18 protein-coding genes are annotated in these 17,048 nt (G+C 48.6%); 8 read left to right on the forward strand and 10 right to left on the reverse strand.

Going from position 1 to position 17,048, the window contains the following annotated elements:
- The first annotated feature begins 36 nt into the window (after positions 1-36).
- Positions 37-1,254 carry a M24 family metallopeptidase gene (locus tag BC351_RS17560; protein WP_079414048.1) on the forward strand — a complete coding sequence of 406 codons (1,218 nt, stop codon included), beginning with the start codon at positions 37-39 and terminating at the stop codon, positions 1,252-1,254.
- An 84-nt stretch (positions 1,255-1,338) separates the two neighbouring features.
- Here BC351_RS17560 and BC351_RS42280 read toward each other — a convergent pair whose 3' ends face one another.
- The 7 genes from BC351_RS42280 to BC351_RS17590 form a co-directional block, all read right to left on the reverse strand.
- The gene (locus BC351_RS42280; protein WP_158082127.1) at positions 1,339-1,491 is read right to left on the reverse strand and encodes a hypothetical protein; all 153 of its coding nucleotides are present in this window, start codon (positions 1,489-1,491) and stop codon (positions 1,339-1,341) included.
- Between the two features lie 73 nt (positions 1,492-1,564).
- Positions 1,565-2,476 (reverse strand): helix-turn-helix transcriptional regulator, encoded by a 912-nt coding sequence (locus BC351_RS17565; RefSeq protein ID WP_079414049.1) that lies wholly within the window; start codon positions 2,474-2,476, stop codon positions 1,565-1,567.
- A gap of 120 nt (positions 2,477-2,596) precedes the next feature.
- Positions 2,597-2,956, reverse strand: coding sequence for a 50S ribosomal protein L20 (gene rplT / locus BC351_RS17570; RefSeq protein WP_028553998.1), 360 nt, complete (start codon positions 2,954-2,956; stop codon positions 2,597-2,599).
- A gap of 54 nt (positions 2,957-3,010) precedes the next feature.
- Entirely contained in the window at positions 3,011-3,214 is a 204-nt protein-coding gene (gene rpmI / locus BC351_RS17575; RefSeq protein ID WP_079414050.1) for a 50S ribosomal protein L35, read from the reverse strand.
- Between the two features lie 30 nt (positions 3,215-3,244).
- Positions 3,245-3,745, reverse strand: coding sequence for a translation initiation factor IF-3 (gene infC / locus BC351_RS17580; RefSeq protein WP_141224956.1), 501 nt, complete (start codon positions 3,743-3,745; stop codon positions 3,245-3,247).
- A 221-nt stretch (positions 3,746-3,966) separates the two neighbouring features.
- The gene (locus tag BC351_RS17585) at positions 3,967-5,202 is read right to left on the reverse strand and encodes a glycosyltransferase family 2 protein (protein ID WP_079414051.1); all 1,236 of its coding nucleotides are present in this window, start codon (positions 5,200-5,202) and stop codon (positions 3,967-3,969) included.
- Between the two features lie 346 nt (positions 5,203-5,548).
- A complete protein-coding gene (locus tag BC351_RS17590; protein ID WP_208629760.1) occupies positions 5,549-6,730 on the reverse strand; it encodes a glycosyltransferase family 4 protein in 1,182 nt (393 codons plus the stop codon).
- Positions 6,731-6,932: 202 nt separating this feature from the next.
- Between BC351_RS17590 and BC351_RS17595 the strand changes: the two genes are divergently transcribed.
- Both BC351_RS17595 and BC351_RS17600 read left to right on the forward strand, forming a co-directional pair.
- Positions 6,933-7,460 carry a phosphatase PAP2 family protein gene (locus BC351_RS17595; protein WP_079414052.1) on the forward strand — a complete coding sequence of 176 codons (528 nt, stop codon included), beginning with the start codon at positions 6,933-6,935 and terminating at the stop codon, positions 7,458-7,460.
- 3 nt (positions 7,461-7,463) lie between these two features.
- Positions 7,464-8,591 (forward strand): MGDG synthase family glycosyltransferase, encoded by a 1,128-nt coding sequence (locus tag BC351_RS17600; RefSeq protein WP_079414053.1) that lies wholly within the window; start codon positions 7,464-7,466, stop codon positions 8,589-8,591.
- A gap of 70 nt (positions 8,592-8,661) precedes the next feature.
- Here BC351_RS17600 and trmB read toward each other — a convergent pair whose 3' ends face one another.
- Both trmB and BC351_RS17610 read right to left on the reverse strand, forming a co-directional pair.
- A complete protein-coding gene (trmB, locus tag BC351_RS17605; RefSeq protein ID WP_079414054.1) occupies positions 8,662-9,393 on the reverse strand; it encodes a tRNA (guanosine(46)-N7)-methyltransferase TrmB in 732 nt (243 codons plus the stop codon).
- Positions 9,394-9,739: 346 nt separating this feature from the next.
- On the reverse strand, positions 9,740-10,369 hold the full coding sequence (locus BC351_RS17610) for a WGxxGxxG-CTERM domain-containing protein (RefSeq protein WP_079414055.1): 630 nt from the start codon (positions 10,367-10,369) through the stop codon (positions 9,740-9,742).
- Between the two features lie 151 nt (positions 10,370-10,520).
- Between BC351_RS17610 and mnmL the strand changes: the two genes are divergently transcribed.
- From mnmL to BC351_RS17630, 4 genes are all read left to right on the forward strand, one after another.
- Entirely contained in the window at positions 10,521-11,480 is a 960-nt protein-coding gene (gene mnmL, locus BC351_RS17615) for a tRNA modification radical SAM protein MnmL/YtqA (RefSeq protein ID WP_079414056.1), read from the forward strand.
- Between the two features lie 73 nt (positions 11,481-11,553).
- Positions 11,554-12,120 carry a c-type cytochrome gene (locus BC351_RS17620; RefSeq protein ID WP_079414057.1) on the forward strand — a complete coding sequence of 189 codons (567 nt, stop codon included), beginning with the start codon at positions 11,554-11,556 and terminating at the stop codon, positions 12,118-12,120.
- A 23-nt stretch (positions 12,121-12,143) separates the two neighbouring features.
- Positions 12,144-12,722, forward strand: coding sequence for a tRNA 5-(aminomethyl)-2-thiouridylate-methyltransferase MnmM (gene mnmM / locus BC351_RS17625; RefSeq protein WP_079414058.1), 579 nt, complete (start codon positions 12,144-12,146; stop codon positions 12,720-12,722).
- A gap of 72 nt (positions 12,723-12,794) precedes the next feature.
- Positions 12,795-13,760, forward strand: a complete 966-nt coding sequence (locus BC351_RS17630; RefSeq protein ID WP_079414059.1) for a type I phosphomannose isomerase catalytic subunit — start codon at positions 12,795-12,797, stop codon at positions 13,758-13,760.
- Positions 13,761-13,846: 86 nt separating this feature from the next.
- Here the strand turns inward: BC351_RS17630 and BC351_RS17635 are convergent, their stop codons facing one another.
- Positions 13,847-15,346, reverse strand: coding sequence for an IMP dehydrogenase (locus BC351_RS17635; RefSeq protein ID WP_079414060.1), 1,500 nt, complete (start codon positions 15,344-15,346; stop codon positions 13,847-13,849).
- Between the two features lie 343 nt (positions 15,347-15,689).
- Here BC351_RS17635 and BC351_RS17640 point away from each other — a divergent pair, with 343 nt between their 5' ends.
- Positions 15,690-16,361 (forward strand): DUF559 domain-containing protein, encoded by a 672-nt coding sequence (locus tag BC351_RS17640; RefSeq protein ID WP_079414061.1) that lies wholly within the window; start codon positions 15,690-15,692, stop codon positions 16,359-16,361.
- The last annotated feature ends 687 nt before the right edge of the window (positions 16,362-17,048 follow it).

Raw genomic sequence — 17,048 nt, forward strand, 5'->3', positions numbered from 1 at the left:
TTACGATTTGGGGCAACTTTAGGAGGAATCGACATCATGGTCGCTGCAGAACAAGAACATCTGGAGAGCATCGCAGAAAGAGCCCGATTGATCATGGAGAAGGAGCAGCTCGATGCGTTGGTGGCCGTGAGCTGCGAAAACTTCTACTACCTTTCCGGCTACCCGAGCGCTTTCATGTATACGCTGCAAATGAACGAAGTGGCGCTGGCCGTCCTTTTTCGAGATCCGGCCCGGAAGACGGTTCTGATTATGAACGAATTCGAAGCTGCCGGCGTGCCGGAAGAAATGACCCATTGCGAGATGCGTTCGTACCCGACATGGGTCGACGTAGACGATCCGTTTGGCATCCGCGGCAGCAAATTCCAAGGCAAGCGGCCCGTCGCGCCGCTTGTGGAAGAAATGTTCGGGATGCTCGGTGAAGTACTGGCCGAATATGGCGTTTCGAGCGGCGGCCGCGTGGCTGTCGAGCTGAGCGCCATGCGCTATCCTGCCGTGTCCGCATTGCGGCAAACAGCAGGCGCGTTTGAATTCGTTGAAGCGAAAGGCGTCTTTACTGAGCTGCGCGTGTTGAAGACGCCTTGGGAGATCGAACAGCTGCGCAAAGGGTGCTCCTACGCGGAGAAAGGCATTGCCGAAACCGTGCGATCGATCGGCCCAGGCAGCTCAGCAGCGGACATCGTACATGTTTTCCGCAAAGCGCTGATGGAGCACGCAGACGGCCATCCCGCCCGTTTCCATATGATTTCCGTTGGAGACCGCTTCGCCCCCGTAGAGCGGTTTGACACACGGCCGTCCAAGCCCGGCGACCTGATCAAGTTCGACGTAGGCGTCGAGGTAATGGGTTATGGCTCCGACATCGCCCGCACCTTTGTACTCGGCACTCCCTCGGATACGGCCAAGCGCGTCTACGGCGCCCTGCGGGCCGGACACGACCGGCTCCTGGAAATGATTGAGCCTGGGCTTCCGATGCAGCAGGCGTTTCACGAGGGTATGGACTTGATCCGGCGCTCCGGGCTGGACAATTACAACCGCGGGCATCTCGGGCACAGCGCAGGCTTGAGCCTTGCGGCTGAAGAGCCGCCTTTCATCAGCCCCTCCGAAACAACCGTCTTCAGGCCAGGCATGGTCATCTGTGTGGAAACGCCTTATTACGGCTATGGCGTAGGATCGATCATGATTGAGGATATGGTGCTTGTGACCGAGAACGGCTGCGAGCGGCTTAACAAGCTATCGAGGGATTTAATTTCGCTATAGAATAAATTCACATCTCCACATAAGCGCTAGAGTTCTGCTCATTCGAGCATGCTCTGGCGCTTTTCTTTTTCTCAATCGGGTGGCTTACAAAGCCATCAACCCCAATACTCCAAGCCAGATAGCTCCAGACTTACAAGACGCGGCTTGCTTCCACTTCCATGCCAAACGGTCAATCTCTCTCAACTCATGAAGCTGATGTTCCAGCATTACCTCTAAACAGTAAGGATGATTCGGCATTGTTTTCGCTCCTTTTTCAATTAACCCTGATTTCATGATCTCATTGTATAAAAAAAAGTATGACAGCTAGGTGTCATACTTTTTCGTATCGCATAAGTATTTTTCTAATTTTAGCGTGGACCAGTTCCCTGAGCGAGCTGGGTTCCAGCACCTCCACATCTTCTCCAAAGCTCAGGATGGTTGCCGCTAACCAATCCACGCCTGAAGGGTTGACGACCCTGACGGTCAGGCTGCCATCTTCATTGAACCGTTTATCCTCCGCATAAAAACAATCCATTGCCCGTGCACAAGAGCCGGCTGCAAAGTGAAGAACGGCGTCCTCCAGCTTCTCCTCCCTGTTATTTTCAACAGACAGCTCGCTCGCAGGGGTCGTATGGTTTCGGTGAAAAACCTCCGGCAAAACGACCAGATTCACCATCCTCGACAGTTTGAACATCCGGTAATCCTTACGTGTTTTGCAATACGCATGCAAAAACCAGGCGTAATATTTGAACAGCAGGCTCACCGGCTCCACCGTTCGAAAGCTCCTTTCATCCTTCCCATTTATGTATTCAAACCGGACCGCTTGACGGGATGTAATGGCCGACCGCAGCGTATACAAATCATCGTTGTTGGCCCGCCAGCTGCCCAGATCCATCGCAAGGCTGGGCATGTCGGCACCGTTTTGAATCGTCTGAAGCCTATGAAGGGTATCCATCGTTTTGTCGTCCTTGAACACCGTGGCCGTACTACGCAGGAGCGTGATTAACGACTCGATGTCGTTTGAGCCCAGCAAGCTCTTATCCATCTTGTATTCCTTGATGATGCCGTAGCCGCCATTGACACCCTGATACGACACGACTGGAATGCCCGCCGCACAGATCGCCTCAATATCACGGTAGATCGTCCGCTGCGATACCCTGTATTTCTCTGCCAGTTCCGATGCGGACAGCACTTCGTGGTTTAACAATGCATATGTAATCGAAATAAGCCGTTCCAGTTTCATTCTTATCACCGTCTCAATAAATATAGGCCCGAAATACGAACATACGTTCATTGTACCACACTAAAGCGCTCAAAAAAAAAAAGCTTGCCCCGCAATGGGACAAGCTTCTTGGAACGCGGTTTACGCGTTTACTTTTGCTTTTGCAGCTGTTGCCAAATCGTTGAACGCTTTGGAATCATTCACAGCCAAATCAGCCAAGATTTTGCGGTTTACTTCGATACCAGCCAATTTCAGGCCGTGCATCAATTTGCTGTAGCTAAGGCCGTTTTGACGAGCGCCAGCATTGATACGTGTGATCCACAGTCTGCGGAAGTTACGTTTTGTTTGGCGACGGTCACGGTAAGCATACACTAAAGACTTCATTACTTGTTCTTTAGCTGTTTTAAATAAGCGATGCTTGGAACCGAAATAACCTTTTGCTAGTTTTAGAATTTTCTTACGACGATGAGCGCGAATAAATCCGCCCTTGACTCTTGCCATGGTTAACTACCTCCTGGGATGTATAAATAATGTTCGAATTTTAGCTAATAAAGATTAACCTTTGATAAGGGACAATTGTTGTTGCAAACGACGCACATCGCCAGGAGCCATTACTGGGTTCGTGGAAAGTACACGTTTTGTACGTGAAGATTTACCGGAAAGCAAGTGGTTCTTACCTTGTTTGTATCTCATCACTTTGCCTGTGCCAGTGATTTTGAAACGGCCTTTCAGGCTGCTGTGTGTTTTCATTTTCGGCATGGTGTTGTTCCTCCTAATTTAGTATACCGCCTAAGTTGTCGCTTTCGGCGTTAAGATCATGATCATGCTTCTTCCCTCAAGCTTAGGAGCGCGCTCCTGCGAGGAAATGTCAGCTGTTTCTGTAGCTAGACGCTCAAGCACTCTGCGACCAATCTCCGAATGCGCGATTTCGCGGCCACGGAAACGAACGCTGGCTTTCACTTTATCGCCTTCGCCAAGAAACTTAACGGCATTGCGAAGCTTCGTTTGGAAGTCATGTTCATCAATTGTTGCGCTTAAGCGAATTTCCTTGATGTCCACGATCTTCTGGTTCTTGCGAGCTTCTTTTTCTTTCTTCTGTGTTTCGTAACGGAATTTACCGTAATCCATAATGCGGCATACTGGCGGCTTCGCCGTCGGTGCCACGTTTACCAAATCGAGGTTCGCGTCTAATGCGATTTGAAGAGCTTCGCGAATCGGTGTTATACCGAGTTGTTCTCCGTCCGCCCCAATCAGGCGTACTTCCTTCACACGAATCTCATCATTAATCATATGGTCTTTGCTAATAGTGTTCCACCTCCAGAAAGTATGTAACTCTCTATCCATAAAATAAAAAGATGCGGGCGCAGTGGCCCACATCTTCATCAATAACAGGTTCATGACCTATTGAACATACATGATGATTCATTCAAACCAGCCAACAGTGTCGGTCAGGTGAGAAGCGGGCGCTTCTGCTTTTACTTGAAATATAATATCATCTAGGTTTAGAAAAGTCAACTCACTTGTTTACTCTTCATTTCATCCAGTCGAATAACACGTGTGTGCTCGGTATGGCTCCATTGTTTGTTGTTTTGCGTGAAGAACGCATAGAACGTAATCGGCCACCACGAAAGCATGAATATCGGATACAAAATTAAATATTTATACACTTTGCCTGGAGCCTTCTCAACGAACATGGAGATCGGCAGCAGTACATAAATGGCTAAACTTACAGAGTTGAAGAAAACAGGATTGACATCAGCAAGCATCGGCGTTTCGGACCAGCCAGGCGTCACGGATTTAATCCAGAGCAGCACGGTGATAATCGCGCCAAAAAAGAAGTTATATACGTTAGCGGAATAAATCGCCGCGTCAATCTTCGTCCAGCTGCCTTCTTTGATCCCCTGCCACAGCAGAGGGAAGAAATAACGCTTGGCCACATCAAAGTGTCCTTGCATCCAGCGCAGGCGCTGCTTCGCAGATACTTTGAACGTAAGCGGCTTCTCATCATACACGATCGCTTCGTAGTTGTAAGTTGGTCTGATACCAAGTTTAATGCAGCGCATCGAGAACTCTAGATCCTCAACAAGGCTTGTAGCTCCCCAGCCGATTTGTTTAAGCAGCTTGGATTCGAAACACATTCCTGTACCACCCAGGTAATTAGCAAGCCCTAGATTCGTACGAGGCATTTGCCAGAAGCGGTTTGCAAAATAGTAAGAAATCGCGTAAGAACCAGTCACCCATGAGTCAGTCGGGTTCTTGCTGTCCAGATAAGCTTGGATAACGCGGGAACCGGAACACAGATCATTGTTCATGTGAATCAAATAATCGGGACTGGAAAGATTGTCGGCGTCGAACATAACCACAGCATCATACTGACGCTCACGTTTCCAAAGCTCCTTGAGCATCCATTCGATCGCATACCCTTTTCCTCGCAGATTAGGGTTATGGCGTTCCATGGCATAAACACCGTGACTGCGTGCGATATCCGCTGTTTGGTCTGTGCAGTTGTCACAGATCACGAAGATATCATAAAGCTCCTTGGGGTAATCCAAAGCTTTCAGATTCTCGATCAAAGCCCCGACCACCTGCTCCTCATTATGAGCGGCAACCAAGACAGCGAACGATTTTTGCGGAGCAAAGGTTTGTTTGTTTTTCGGACGATACCATCCAAAAAAAGTTAAAAACAATTGATACGCACCAACCAAGGCCAAGCCAATTTGAAAGGTAAGCATAATATTGTCAAGCATGAAGCAAAGTCCCCCTTTTTTGTTTATGCACACAAGCTATCTTTTTATACGCGTATGCGCAGTTTTATGTACAGGTGAATTAACCGTTCTTGATTTTCCTCTCTTTCCCCCTATTTGTCAAAGTCTGCATTAAACGAAAATAAGCCAGTTCTTTGAGATTTAAGGGGAACGCGCACATACTTTGCAGCAAGTGCTTGAAATCAGTTCGTTAATGTCCTGTTTTCATCGTTTTTCATTTTATTGTGTACAAAAAGTTCACCATTTAGACGAAGCGGCCAGTAGTGGGATACGGGGTTTATTATAATTCACCTGAAGTCCCCCTGACAACTTTTGCCGAATTGGCTTCTCAACGAACCATGCGGGCTTCCTGACTATGCCGCGGATTGCCTGAAGTTCCGTAGACAACTTCTTCATAGCTGGCCAGCAATTTATTGAAAATCTCATCCCAAGATTGGCGCAAAGCGTACTCCCTGCCGGCCAAAGCAAGCTTGGAGCATGTTTCCTTTGAATCATACAATCTTAAAAGCGCTTGAGTAAAAGCCGCAACATCCCCTGGCGGACACAGCAAGCCTGTGACCTCATGCTCAATAATATCCATTACCCCACCTGCCGAAGGTCCAATCACCGTTGTCCCGGAAGCCATCGCTTCCAGTACCACATTGCCGAACGTTTCCGTAGCAGAGGGGAACAAGAAGACGTCCGCTGCCGCGTAAAGCTCAGCAAGTCGGGCACCTTGCACGAAGCCGGTGAATGTAATCCCTGGATCCCCTTCATAGCATTCGCGCAGATGACTTGCAGAAGGTCCGTCACCAGCAATGATCAAGTGACAGTTCTCCTTGACCTCCGCCGGAAGTGCTGCATAACTGTCCAGAGCCACGTCAACGCTTTTCTCGGGGGCCAAACGCCCGACATACAGCATAACGAATTTGACGGGGTCAACGCCATAAGCCTCAAGCACTGACTTCCGATCGACAAGCGGCTGAAATCGTTCTGTATCGACACCACGGCTCCATATCTCCAGCTCGCGCAGCCCTTTGGCATGCAGATGATCCAACGTGGATTTCGAAGGCACATACACCCGCTGGCAGCTTTGGTGAAACCACTGCATGTATTTCCATAATGTGGGCTCTACCCAAGGGATTTTATAGTGACTCAAATATTGATCAAAGTGTGTATGGTAAGAGGCGACAAGCGGCGTCCTATGCTTGCGGGCATAGTAGAGGCCAAAAAGTCCTAAATTGAAAGGGGTTGCACAGTGGATGAGCGTAGGCTGAAAGGCATGGAGCGATTTGCGAAGCTGCACGGGGTTGGGGATAGCCAGGCGACATTCTGGGTACAATAAAAAGGGAATACTGTAAAATCGTTCTACACGGAACACATCGTTGTCACCTGCTGTCAAACTAGTAGGGGCAAATACTTGGCATTCGACACCTTTACTCTCCAAGAAACGCGTCCATCTGCCCAGCGTCTTCGCGACGCCGTTAATATCCGGCAGGAAAGTATCCGTAAACAAGGCAATTCTCAACATGCTCAGCCCCTTTACCTTTTAACATGAACAGCCTCATGAAATCCTTTGTCGCTTTCATGCTAGCATGGATTTGTTATTGAAAGATCAGGGGAGCGTAAAATCCTGTTTCGGAAAATTTATTATTCCGTTAATCTTCTTTTAATAAATCTTCTCTACAATGTACATAAGCAGGTATCTCAGGCTATGAAGGGGGCTACTACTCATGAGCAGAGTCGTGAATTGGCTTCAACATCATGAAACACGCGCATTCCACTTTGTGAACCAACGTATTCAGCATTTCTTTCTCGACTTATTCTTTTCCAAAATTACACATGTAGGCGGAGCCACCGCTACGATTGTTATTTCCATATGCTGTGCTTTATTCGGACATGGCGCGCTGCGGACAGCAGGCATTCAAGCGCTGGTTGCTTTAACAATAAGCCATATTCCCGTTGCTATCATTAAGAAGAAGTATCCAAGGCTTCGTCCCTATCTCGTCCATCCCCAAACCATTATAGGTAAAAATCCGCTAACGGATCATTCCTTTCCATCCGGGCATACAACCGCCATTTTCTCCATCATTTTTCCTTTTATGACACTAATGCCTGCACTTGGCCTTGTTCTTGTCCCACTTGCTTTAAGTGTGAGCCTGTCACGTATTTACTTGGGACTGCACTACCCTTCGGATTGTATCGTTGGTTGTTTGATCGGTTCCACCGCTTCTCTACTTACAGTAGCAGCATGGGGGTAATGAATGGATATTTTGCATGGTAAAAAAAGGGTTCTCATCCTCTCCGAGGGCTTCGGAGCCGGCCATACACAAGCGGCCTATGCGCTTGCCGTTAGTCTGGAGAAGCGCTGCTCAACAATTGAGACGCTTGTTCTGGAATTAGGCTCCTTTCTTCACCCGACGATTGCACCTTGGGTCTTCCAAGCCTACAAGAAGACGCTGACGACCAGCCCCAAGCTCTATGGGAAACTTTACCGTTCACAATATAAAAAATCGTTAAATCGCCTGACACAACTGGCGCTGCATCGAATCTGCTATGCACAGACAGCAGCGATTATCCAAGAATGGGCGCCGCAAGCCATCGTATGTACGCATCCTTTTCCCAGCGTTGTTGTCTCCCGTTTAAAAAGAGCCGGCCTCGCCGTTCCCCTATGCACGGTTATTACGGATTATGATGTGCACGGGACTTGGGTAAGCAGCGAAGTGAATAAATACATGGTTTCAACAGCCTGTGTCAAAAACAAGCTCCTCGGCCGGGGCATTGCCGACGCTCAGGTAGCTATTACCGGCATTCCTGTGCATCCTAGCTTTCGTGAAGCGCACGACAAAACGCTGATTCGACAGCAATTTCAGTTGGCCTCCATGCCTACGGTCTTAGTCATGGGCGGCGGCTGGGGGTTAATCGGCGGGGATTCACTCAGTGAGCATCTGGTGAAATGGCGGGATCGCATTCAATTCATCTTTTGCTTAGGCAACAATCACAAAGCGCGGGCAAAGCTTGCAATGGATAGCCGCTATCAGCATCCCAACGTTCATTTGCTTGGATTCACCCAGGAAATCGACAAGCTGATGGAAGCTTCCGATCTACTCGTCACCAAGCCAGGCGGGATGACTTGTTCAGAAGGACTCGCCAAATCGATTCCCATGCTTTTCTATGATCCGATTCCGGGACAAGAGGAAGAAAACGTACACTACTTTACCCAGCAAGGCTTGGGTGAGCGAATCCGCTCAGCAGATACGATTGCCAGCTGGCTGACCATGTTGGCAAGCCGGTATACCGATGTGGAAGCTACACGCGTTTCCAACTACCATCGCAGACTGAAAGAACCTTCACTGGATTGTTCTGAAGTCATTTTGCAATTAATGGGCTAGTTAGTCCCTGCATAGAGAAAAAGCCATCTTACTGAAGCACCAAGGCTGCAGTAAGATGGCTTTTTAACGTTTATTCAGCTTGAGGCTTGCTCAACTGCTCAAGATGTGCGGCAAGCGCATCTTGACCAATCACAACCTCACAGCGGTGAATGTTCATGCCTTGTCCGGCGAACTTCGTTTCGTATTCGGTCATCACATGGTCAGGATGAATGCCATCCACATGCAAATTCAACGAAATATTGCGCATTCTTAGTCCCATATCGGCAAAAGAATTCAAGGAGAATTCAAATAAGGATTGGGAATCGGTTTTCAGATGAATCTCACCCTTCGCATTCAAGATTTGTTTGTATTTCTCAACAAAACCAGGATGCGTCAAGCGTCTGCGTGCGTGCTTTTTTTTCGGCCATGGATCACTGAAGTTCAGATAAACCCGCTCCAGCTCTCCTTCAGCGAAAGCTTCTTCGATATGTTCAATGTTGAAAAGCATCAGCTTCAGATTCGGAATGTTCAGCACAGCATCCGTCTCTTCCTCCGATTGCAGCTCATGAGCAACCTTTGCCTTTTCGCTGGCTTTGCGGATAAGCTCATCATACATATCGACACCGATGAAATTAATATCCGGGTATTTCTTGCTCATCTCGCTGATGAAGCGGCCTTTGCCCATCCCAAGCTCCGCATGAATCGGATTGTTGTTTCCGAACAAGGCAGCCCACTTTCCTTTGTGGTCCTTCGCATTCAAAACAACGAGTTCCTTCTGACGTTCTATATCTTCTCGAATTCCTTTTCTTCCCCGTAAACGCATCTACAATTTGCCTCCTACACGTACAAGCTATCGAATACAAATCATAGACCATTCCACGGAAAAAATCAAAGGGATTTACACATCCAACATGTGACATGCACTGCTTCCCAAGCCAACGCCTCATTAACAGTCAGCGCAACTGACAACGTTTCCGCTGCTGTCGAAGAAGTCGTAGGAGTCATCCACTTTCAATTGCTTTTCTTCAACTCTATAGTAGTAGCTTTGGCTATATGGTTCGCCTTTATGAGTGGCAGATCGTTCTAGTTGGGGTTGAGAGGGCTTTTTTCGCGGGCTCGGGTACACTCTCGAAATAAAAACGCCCTCCAATTGGAAGGCGCCTTGTTCATTACTTAAAGCTTTCGTCTCTTTGTTTGTTGCCACTGCGTAGTCCCACCAGACCCAACAGACCAACAAGGCCAAGCCAGCCCCAATTCATACTTTTGGTCTCTGTGGGAGTTGTTGCATAAGTTCGATAAGAATTAGTATCATAATGACCAATGTTTGTTCCTGTCCCCGTGCTTGTACCTTTCATTTTCGTGCTCATGCGATCCATCATATTATTGCCGTATCCATTAATTTGGCCCATCACACCTGTTCCGTTGCCGGTATATGTGCTGGTTCCTGTCCCATTGGAATAGGAGCTTACGCCCGTGCCCGTTCCTGTCACATTGGGATAAGAGCTTACGCCCGTACCGGTTGTACCTGAATAGGTATTTGTTGTCCCGTTCGTCGTATTCCCCGAGTAGGTGCTCGTTCCTGTTCCTGTTCCTGTTATTGTTCCCGTGGCAGCTCCTGTACCCACCGTGGCGTCGTAGTTACTGCCCGTATAACTCGAAGTTGTCGTAGTCCCCGTTGCTCCAGAATTCCCCGTACCGGTATTCATTGTTGTACTCGTGTTTGCTTGAGCACCCATTGCCCCCAAACTCAATGCAGTCGTCAGAGCTAACGTCAAAGTAATGGTATGAAGCTTCTTCATCTGTCCATTTCCCCTCTCGCCGTGTAATGGTGGTGCAAAGTTATCATGCTCCTTGAAGCCCACTTTTAACGGGGAACTTGTTGGAAAGGCAGGGGTCGCTTTCATAGTTGTTTTTCGCTACAATAAGGTGGAAAGAAAGGAGCAACAACTCATGTCTACTACTTTGCAGGAGTCCCCTCAATTATGGGGAGACAAACGTTTCCATACATGGAATTATGAAATGCGTGATGCTTTCGGCGGAAAAGTGTTTAAAGTTATGCTGGACGCAGGCTTTACTTGTCCGAACCGCGATGGCAAGATCGCAACCGGCGGCTGCACGTTCTGCAGTGCCAGAGGATCAGGTGATTTTGCGGGCAGCCGCCGCGATGATCTTGTTACCCAATTCAATAAGATCAGAGATCTTCAGCATCAAAAATGGCCGGAAGCCAGCTATATCGGGTACTTTCAGGCATATACCAATACGTATGCGCCCGTCGAGGAATTACGGGAATACTATGAAACCATTTTGCAGCAGCCGGGTGTTGTTGGCTTATCGATCGCAACCAGGCCGGATTGCTTACCCGACGATGTTATTGAATACTTGGCGGAACTGAATGAGCGGACCTATTTGTGGGTCGAAATGGGCTTGCAGACAGTCCATGAGTCGACTTCACAGCTCATTAACAGAGCGCATGACACACAATGCTATCTTGATGCGGTTGCCAAGCTCCGCAAGCATAATATTCGCACCTGTGCGCACATTATTTACGGATTGCCCGGCGAAACGCATGAGATGATGCTGGATACCGGACGAGCAGTCGCTCAAATGGATGTGCAGGGCATCAAAATCCATTTGCTTCATTTAATGCGTAAAACACCGATGGTGAAACAATATGAAGCTGGCTTGCTTCAATTCCTCGAAAAAGATGAATATGTGAAGTTGATTGTAGATACACTTGAGTTTCTGCCGCCAGAAATGATCGTTCATCGATTAACAGGAGATGCGCCCCGCGATCTGTTGATCGGACCGATGTGGAGCCTGAAGAAATGGGAAGTGCTGAACGCTTTTGATCAGATGTTGAAGGAAAGAAACACTTGGCAGGGGAAATTCTGGGCAGGGAAAACAAATTAGGACGCCATAAAACCATAACTTCATTTATTCCGTTTCCTTTATATAATGAGAACGCATAGAGGAGATGGGATGAATGAAACAGTGGGTTGGAGTTTCTATTCTTGCAATGATGATCGTTTCCGCGGGGTGCGGCAGCCAAACGGGGTCGCTGACGCCGACCGCCACACCGTCGGCGGTCGCGAGTGCGTCGCCGCTGGCGACCGCAGCGGCAAGCGCCGCGCCGACTGTTGCGGCGACAGTGACTGTGGCCGCGAGCGCAACGCCAGCGGCCAGCTCAACGCCGCAGCCTAGCGCATCGGCGGCACCTATAGCGGCGACTGTGAAGCCGTCGCCGACACCAACGCCAGCGCCTGCAAGCGCGGCGCCAACTCCATCCGCCAAGCCGCAGGCGGCGGATGATGGAGCAACCAGCACCGCAGCGCAGGCGCAGGTGCTTTACAAGGACAACTGCATGGCCTGCCACGGGGAAGGCCTTACCGGAGACTTCGGACCGAACCTGACCAAGGTCGGTTCGCGCAAAACGAAGGATGAGATCGCTGCGCAGATCATCAATGGCAAAGGCGATATGCCGCCATTCCAGAGTACATTGAAATCCGCTGAAATTGAGGCGCTGGCCGCATGGCTGGCCACCAAAAAATAATCCAGCATGGAGGCTTTTCTAGCATGGGTTTTGTTTCTGTTTTGGGCTTTGCTCACCAATTAATCAGCCAGCGTGTCCAAGCTGGCGAGACGGTCGTTGACGCGACCCTCGGCAATGGCGTGGACGCTTTATTCTTAGCGAAGCTGGTAGGCAGCCGCGGCAGCGTGTACGGCTTCGATATCCAGCAGCAAGCGCTGGATCAAACCAAGATGCGTCTGGAGAAAGAGCTTCCAGACGTTTCTTCTTGTGTGCACATGAGCTTATTCAGCCATGCGCTCATGGAAACAGTCGTGCCGCAGGACCGCCATGGCAAGGTCGCTGCGGTCACCTTCAATCTCGGCTATTTGCCCGGCGCCGATCCAAGCACCATTACGAAGCAGGAATCCACGATTCCTGCGCTTGAAGCCGCCCTCCGCTTGCTCCGCAAAGGAGGCATAGTGACCATCGTGCTTTATAGCGGGCACGATGGCGGATCGGAAGAAGCTGCCGCTGTCGAAAATTGGGCGCAGCAGCTTCCGCTTGCCGCTTTTCAGGTGCTAAGCTACCAATTCAAAAATACTAGTACTCACGCCCCCTATCTCCTGGCTCTAGAAAAAAGATAGACGCATGATATAATGCTAGAGAGTGGAAACACCATGATCTAGCAGGAGAACTTAGAGAAAGTAGGGATAGCATTGAAATCATACCCGCTTCAATTTCAACCTGAAATGAAAGAACGTGTCTGGGGAGGAAGAGCCCTGGAGAAGTTTGGTTTTCAGCTGCCGGAAGGCGCTATTGGCGAAGGCTGGATGATCGGAGATCACCCGAACGGCACAACAAAAGTACTTAATGGCGAACTCGCCGGTCTGGGTTTGGATGAAATTCGCGAGAAATACGGTAAAACGTTATTCGGTACCAAAGGATTTTCCGAAAAAAACGGCCGATTCCCGCTTCTTATTAAACTGTTGGACTGTGAAGATGATCTTTCCGTACAAGTCCATCCGAACGATCACTACAAGAATTTGGCTGCTGGTGAACTTGGCAAAACAGAAATGTGGTACATTCTAGACGCGAAGCCCGGCGCCAAAATCATATATGGCATGAAAGAAGGCGTTACCCGCGAAAGCTTGGCTCAAGCTATTGCTGAGAACCGAATCTTGGACTGCTTGCAAGAAGTTCCTGTTGAAGCTGGAGATTCCTTCTACATCCCGGCAGGTACGGTTCATGCTTTAGGTGCAGGCGTGCTTGTTGCCGAAATTCAACAAAACTCCGACACCACCTACCGGTTGTACGATTACGATCGTCCCGGACTCGATGGCAAGCTTCGCGAGCTTCATATTGAGGATTCCCTCAATGTAATCGCGTATGAAGGCTCCGGCTCCACACGGATGAAAACCGATATTGCCGAGTCAGGCACATGGCTGACATTAGCTGAATCACCGTTTTTCACAGTGGAAAAAGGGCTTGTAGGACCAAAGTGGGAGCTCCATACATCACCTGAAAGCTTCGTCATTCTCGTCATCGCAGATGGAAATGGCACTTTATCGTGGGCCGATGGCAGCATTTCCACCAAGCCAGGTGACTGCTTCCTGCTTCCAGCTGATCTAGGGAGCTATGCCTTGGAAGGAACAATGACCGTCATTCGCAGCTACTTGCCTTAAGGCTTCCAAACTTACGGTTATAACACCAAAGGCTCTCCACCTTCATCACTACGATGATTGTGGAGAGCCTTTTAGTGATCTTGCAGCTATTCTTCCGACAAGCTGCTTTCTTTGAGAATTACGTCGTGCGCGCCGCCTTCAACAAGGCTTGTTGCGGAAACAAGTGCAATTCTTGCGTTTATCTTCAATTCATCCAAAGTTAAGGAACCGCAGTTGCACATAGTGGACTTGATTTTGCCAATCGTCTTGTCCAAGTTCTCTTGCAGGCCACCCGCGTAAGGTACATAGGAATCCACGCCTTCTTCGAACAAAAGCTTGTTCTTGCCGCCTGTGTCATAACGCTGCCAGTTGCGGGCACGGTTGGAGCCTTCTCCCCAGTACTCTTTCACAAAGTTGTTGCCAACCTTCAATTTTCTTGTAGGGCTCTCATCAAACCGCGCAAAATATCTGCCGAGCATAACGAAATCTGCACCCATCGCCAACGCTAGGGTAACATGGTAGTCGTGCACGATACCACCATCAGAACAAATAGGAATATACGTACCTGTTTCCTTGAAGTACTGATCTCTGGCTTCCACAACTTCCATAATGGAGGAAGCTTGGCCGCGGCCGATCCCTTTTTGTTCCCGTGTGATACAGATAGAGCCTCCGCCGATACCTACTTTGATAAAGTCTGCGCCAGACTCTACTAAATATAAGAAACCTTCACGATCAACTACGTTGCCGGCCCCTATTTTCACATTAAAGTTCTCTTTTACATACTGAACCGTTTCGCGCTGCCATTCACTGTAACCATCCGATGAATCAATAACAAGAATATCTACTCCCGCTTCGACAAGCGCAGGTACTCTTTCTTTGTAATCCTTCGTATTGATGCCAGCGCCAACAATATAGCTTTTATTGCCATCAAGAAGCTCTAGCGGGTTCTCTTTATGCTCATCATAATCCTTGCGGAAAACGAGCGTATCCAGCTTCTGATTCTCATCGACAATCGGCAAGCAATTCAATTTATGATCCCAGATCAGATTGTTCGCTTCCGACAAAGTGATCCCTGATTTTCCGTAAATCAACTTTTCGAAAGGTGTCATGAACTGATGAATAGGACGATTCAGCGGGTCGCGGCTAATTCGATAATCTCTTCCAGTTACAATACCAAGCAGTTTTCCATTTGCTGTACCATCGTCGGTGATGGCAACTGTGGAGTGTCCAGTTTCTTCCTTCAAAGCAAGCAAATCGCTTAGCGTATGGTCCGGTGTCAAGTTAGAGCGGCTAACGACGAAGCCGGCTTTGTATCCTTTGACTTTGCGCACCATTGCCGCTTCTTCTTCAATGGATTGCGAGCCAAAAATAAATGAAATCCCGCCGCAACGCGCCAAAGCAATCGCCATTCCATCATCAGATACGGCTTGCATAACAGCAGATGAAAACGGGATATTCAACGAAATCGCGGGTTCCTCACCTTTGTTGAATTTCACTAACGGCGTCTTCAGCTTCACATTCGCTGGTGTACAGTCCTTCGTTGTCAGATTAGGAATCAACAGAAACTCACTAAACGTACGGGATGGTTCCATGTAATACGTGGCCACTTTTCGATTTCCTCCTCATTGATCCATAGGTAAATTTTTTCAATCTTATCACTGATCCTTGTCTGTGGTCAATGGATTTTTCAGGGAAATCTATTTTTCGTTAATTTACAAGCAATGCCCCCACTCCACCCAGCTGCCATTGCGGAGTAATCGTCCCTTTCAAGGTCGGTTGATGACTCGGTCGATAGAGGTGATTATGCTGTGCGGCGGCCAAAGATATTTTAGAATAGGACTGGTTAAATCATTGATTTCACATTATAATTTCTATGAGACGAAGAACGTCCTAGCCCATTCTTGTGAATGGATTAGGGCGTTCTTTTTTTTATGGAGGAGGGGGAGCACAATGAATTTCGAGGAAGCGCACGCTGCTTATATTCAATCCCATTTAATGAGGAGGACAGGTGAACGCAGAGGCCGTTTGGAGCGGGGACACAAGGAGGCAGAAAAGCTGTTTTGCCATCATGTATGGTGGCCGCTTCGTGGCAATTTTGAAGATTTGCATCCCGAATTCGAAGTATTCGATTGGAGGGGACTCTCCTACTTTTGTGATTTCGCCTGGCTTACCAAGTCAGTGAAACTGGTTATCGAAATTAAAGGCTTTGGTCCGCATGTTCGAGATATGGACAGACAGAAATACTGCAACGAGCTGAATCGAGAAACGTTTCTATCTGCGATGGGCTTCCAGGTAATTTCATTTGCGTATGACGACGTCGCTCACCGACCCGAACTATGCTTAACACTGCTGCGAATGGTCATTAGCCGGTACCAACCAGATTCCACCCCAGTCAACCTGCATAGTTTGGCGGAACGAGAAATCGTTCGACTTGCCTGCATGCTCGCTCAGCCTCTTCGCCCCATTGATGTGGAAACCCATCTAAGCATCAACCACCGTACCGCAGTTCGAACACTTCAAGCCCTCTGCTCCAAAGGATGGTTGGCTCCAGTCACCGGAACGGAAGGCAGACATGTCGTGCGCTATGAACTGCAGCCTGATAGGTTAATGCGGTTGCAGTAGGGTTTGGGGGTGCTTTGGGGGTGCAGTAAGGCCTGCGATTGCAGAAAAGCCTGCGAAAGTACATCTTTTGGGGCTTGTATTTGAGCTTTTACCGCAAATTCCTGCGATTGTGCATCTTTTTCGGACTCATAATCAACTTCAGGCCAAAACATCCGAAAATTCCTGCATAATCGCAGGTTTCCCTTCTTTTTAAACGATTATTGGAAAAAAGCCTGCACTTTCGCAGGTTTTGGTGAACCCGAGTCGACGTCAGCTTTAAACGTGATGATGTGTGGACGGTGCGTTGGCAGACATGGTGTTCGTTTGAGCTTCTAAGTAATAATCTGATGGTGCTGGTGGTGGCTCGGCGTATGATATGAGCTTCTTAAGTGATAATGTGTTGGTGCTGATGGCGACTTTGGCGTGTGGGATGAGCTTCTAAGTGATAATGTGTTGATGCTGACGGCGACTTTGGCATGTGATATGAGCTTCTTCTGATAATGCGTTGGAGTAGATGGCAATTTGGCGTGTGGGATGAGCTTCTAAGTGATAATGTGTTGATGCTGACGGCGACTTGGCGTGTGGTATGAGCTTCTTCGTGATAATGTGTTGGAGTAGATGCGACTTGGCTATGATATGAAGCTTCTTCGTGATAATGTGTTGGTGCTGATGGCGACTTTGGCATGTGATATGAGCTTCTTCTGATAA

The sequence above is a fragment of the Paenibacillus ferrarius genome (assembly GCF_002027705.1).
GTDB lineage: Bacteria > Bacillota > Bacilli > Paenibacillales > NBRC-103111 > Paenibacillus_E > Paenibacillus_E ferrarius.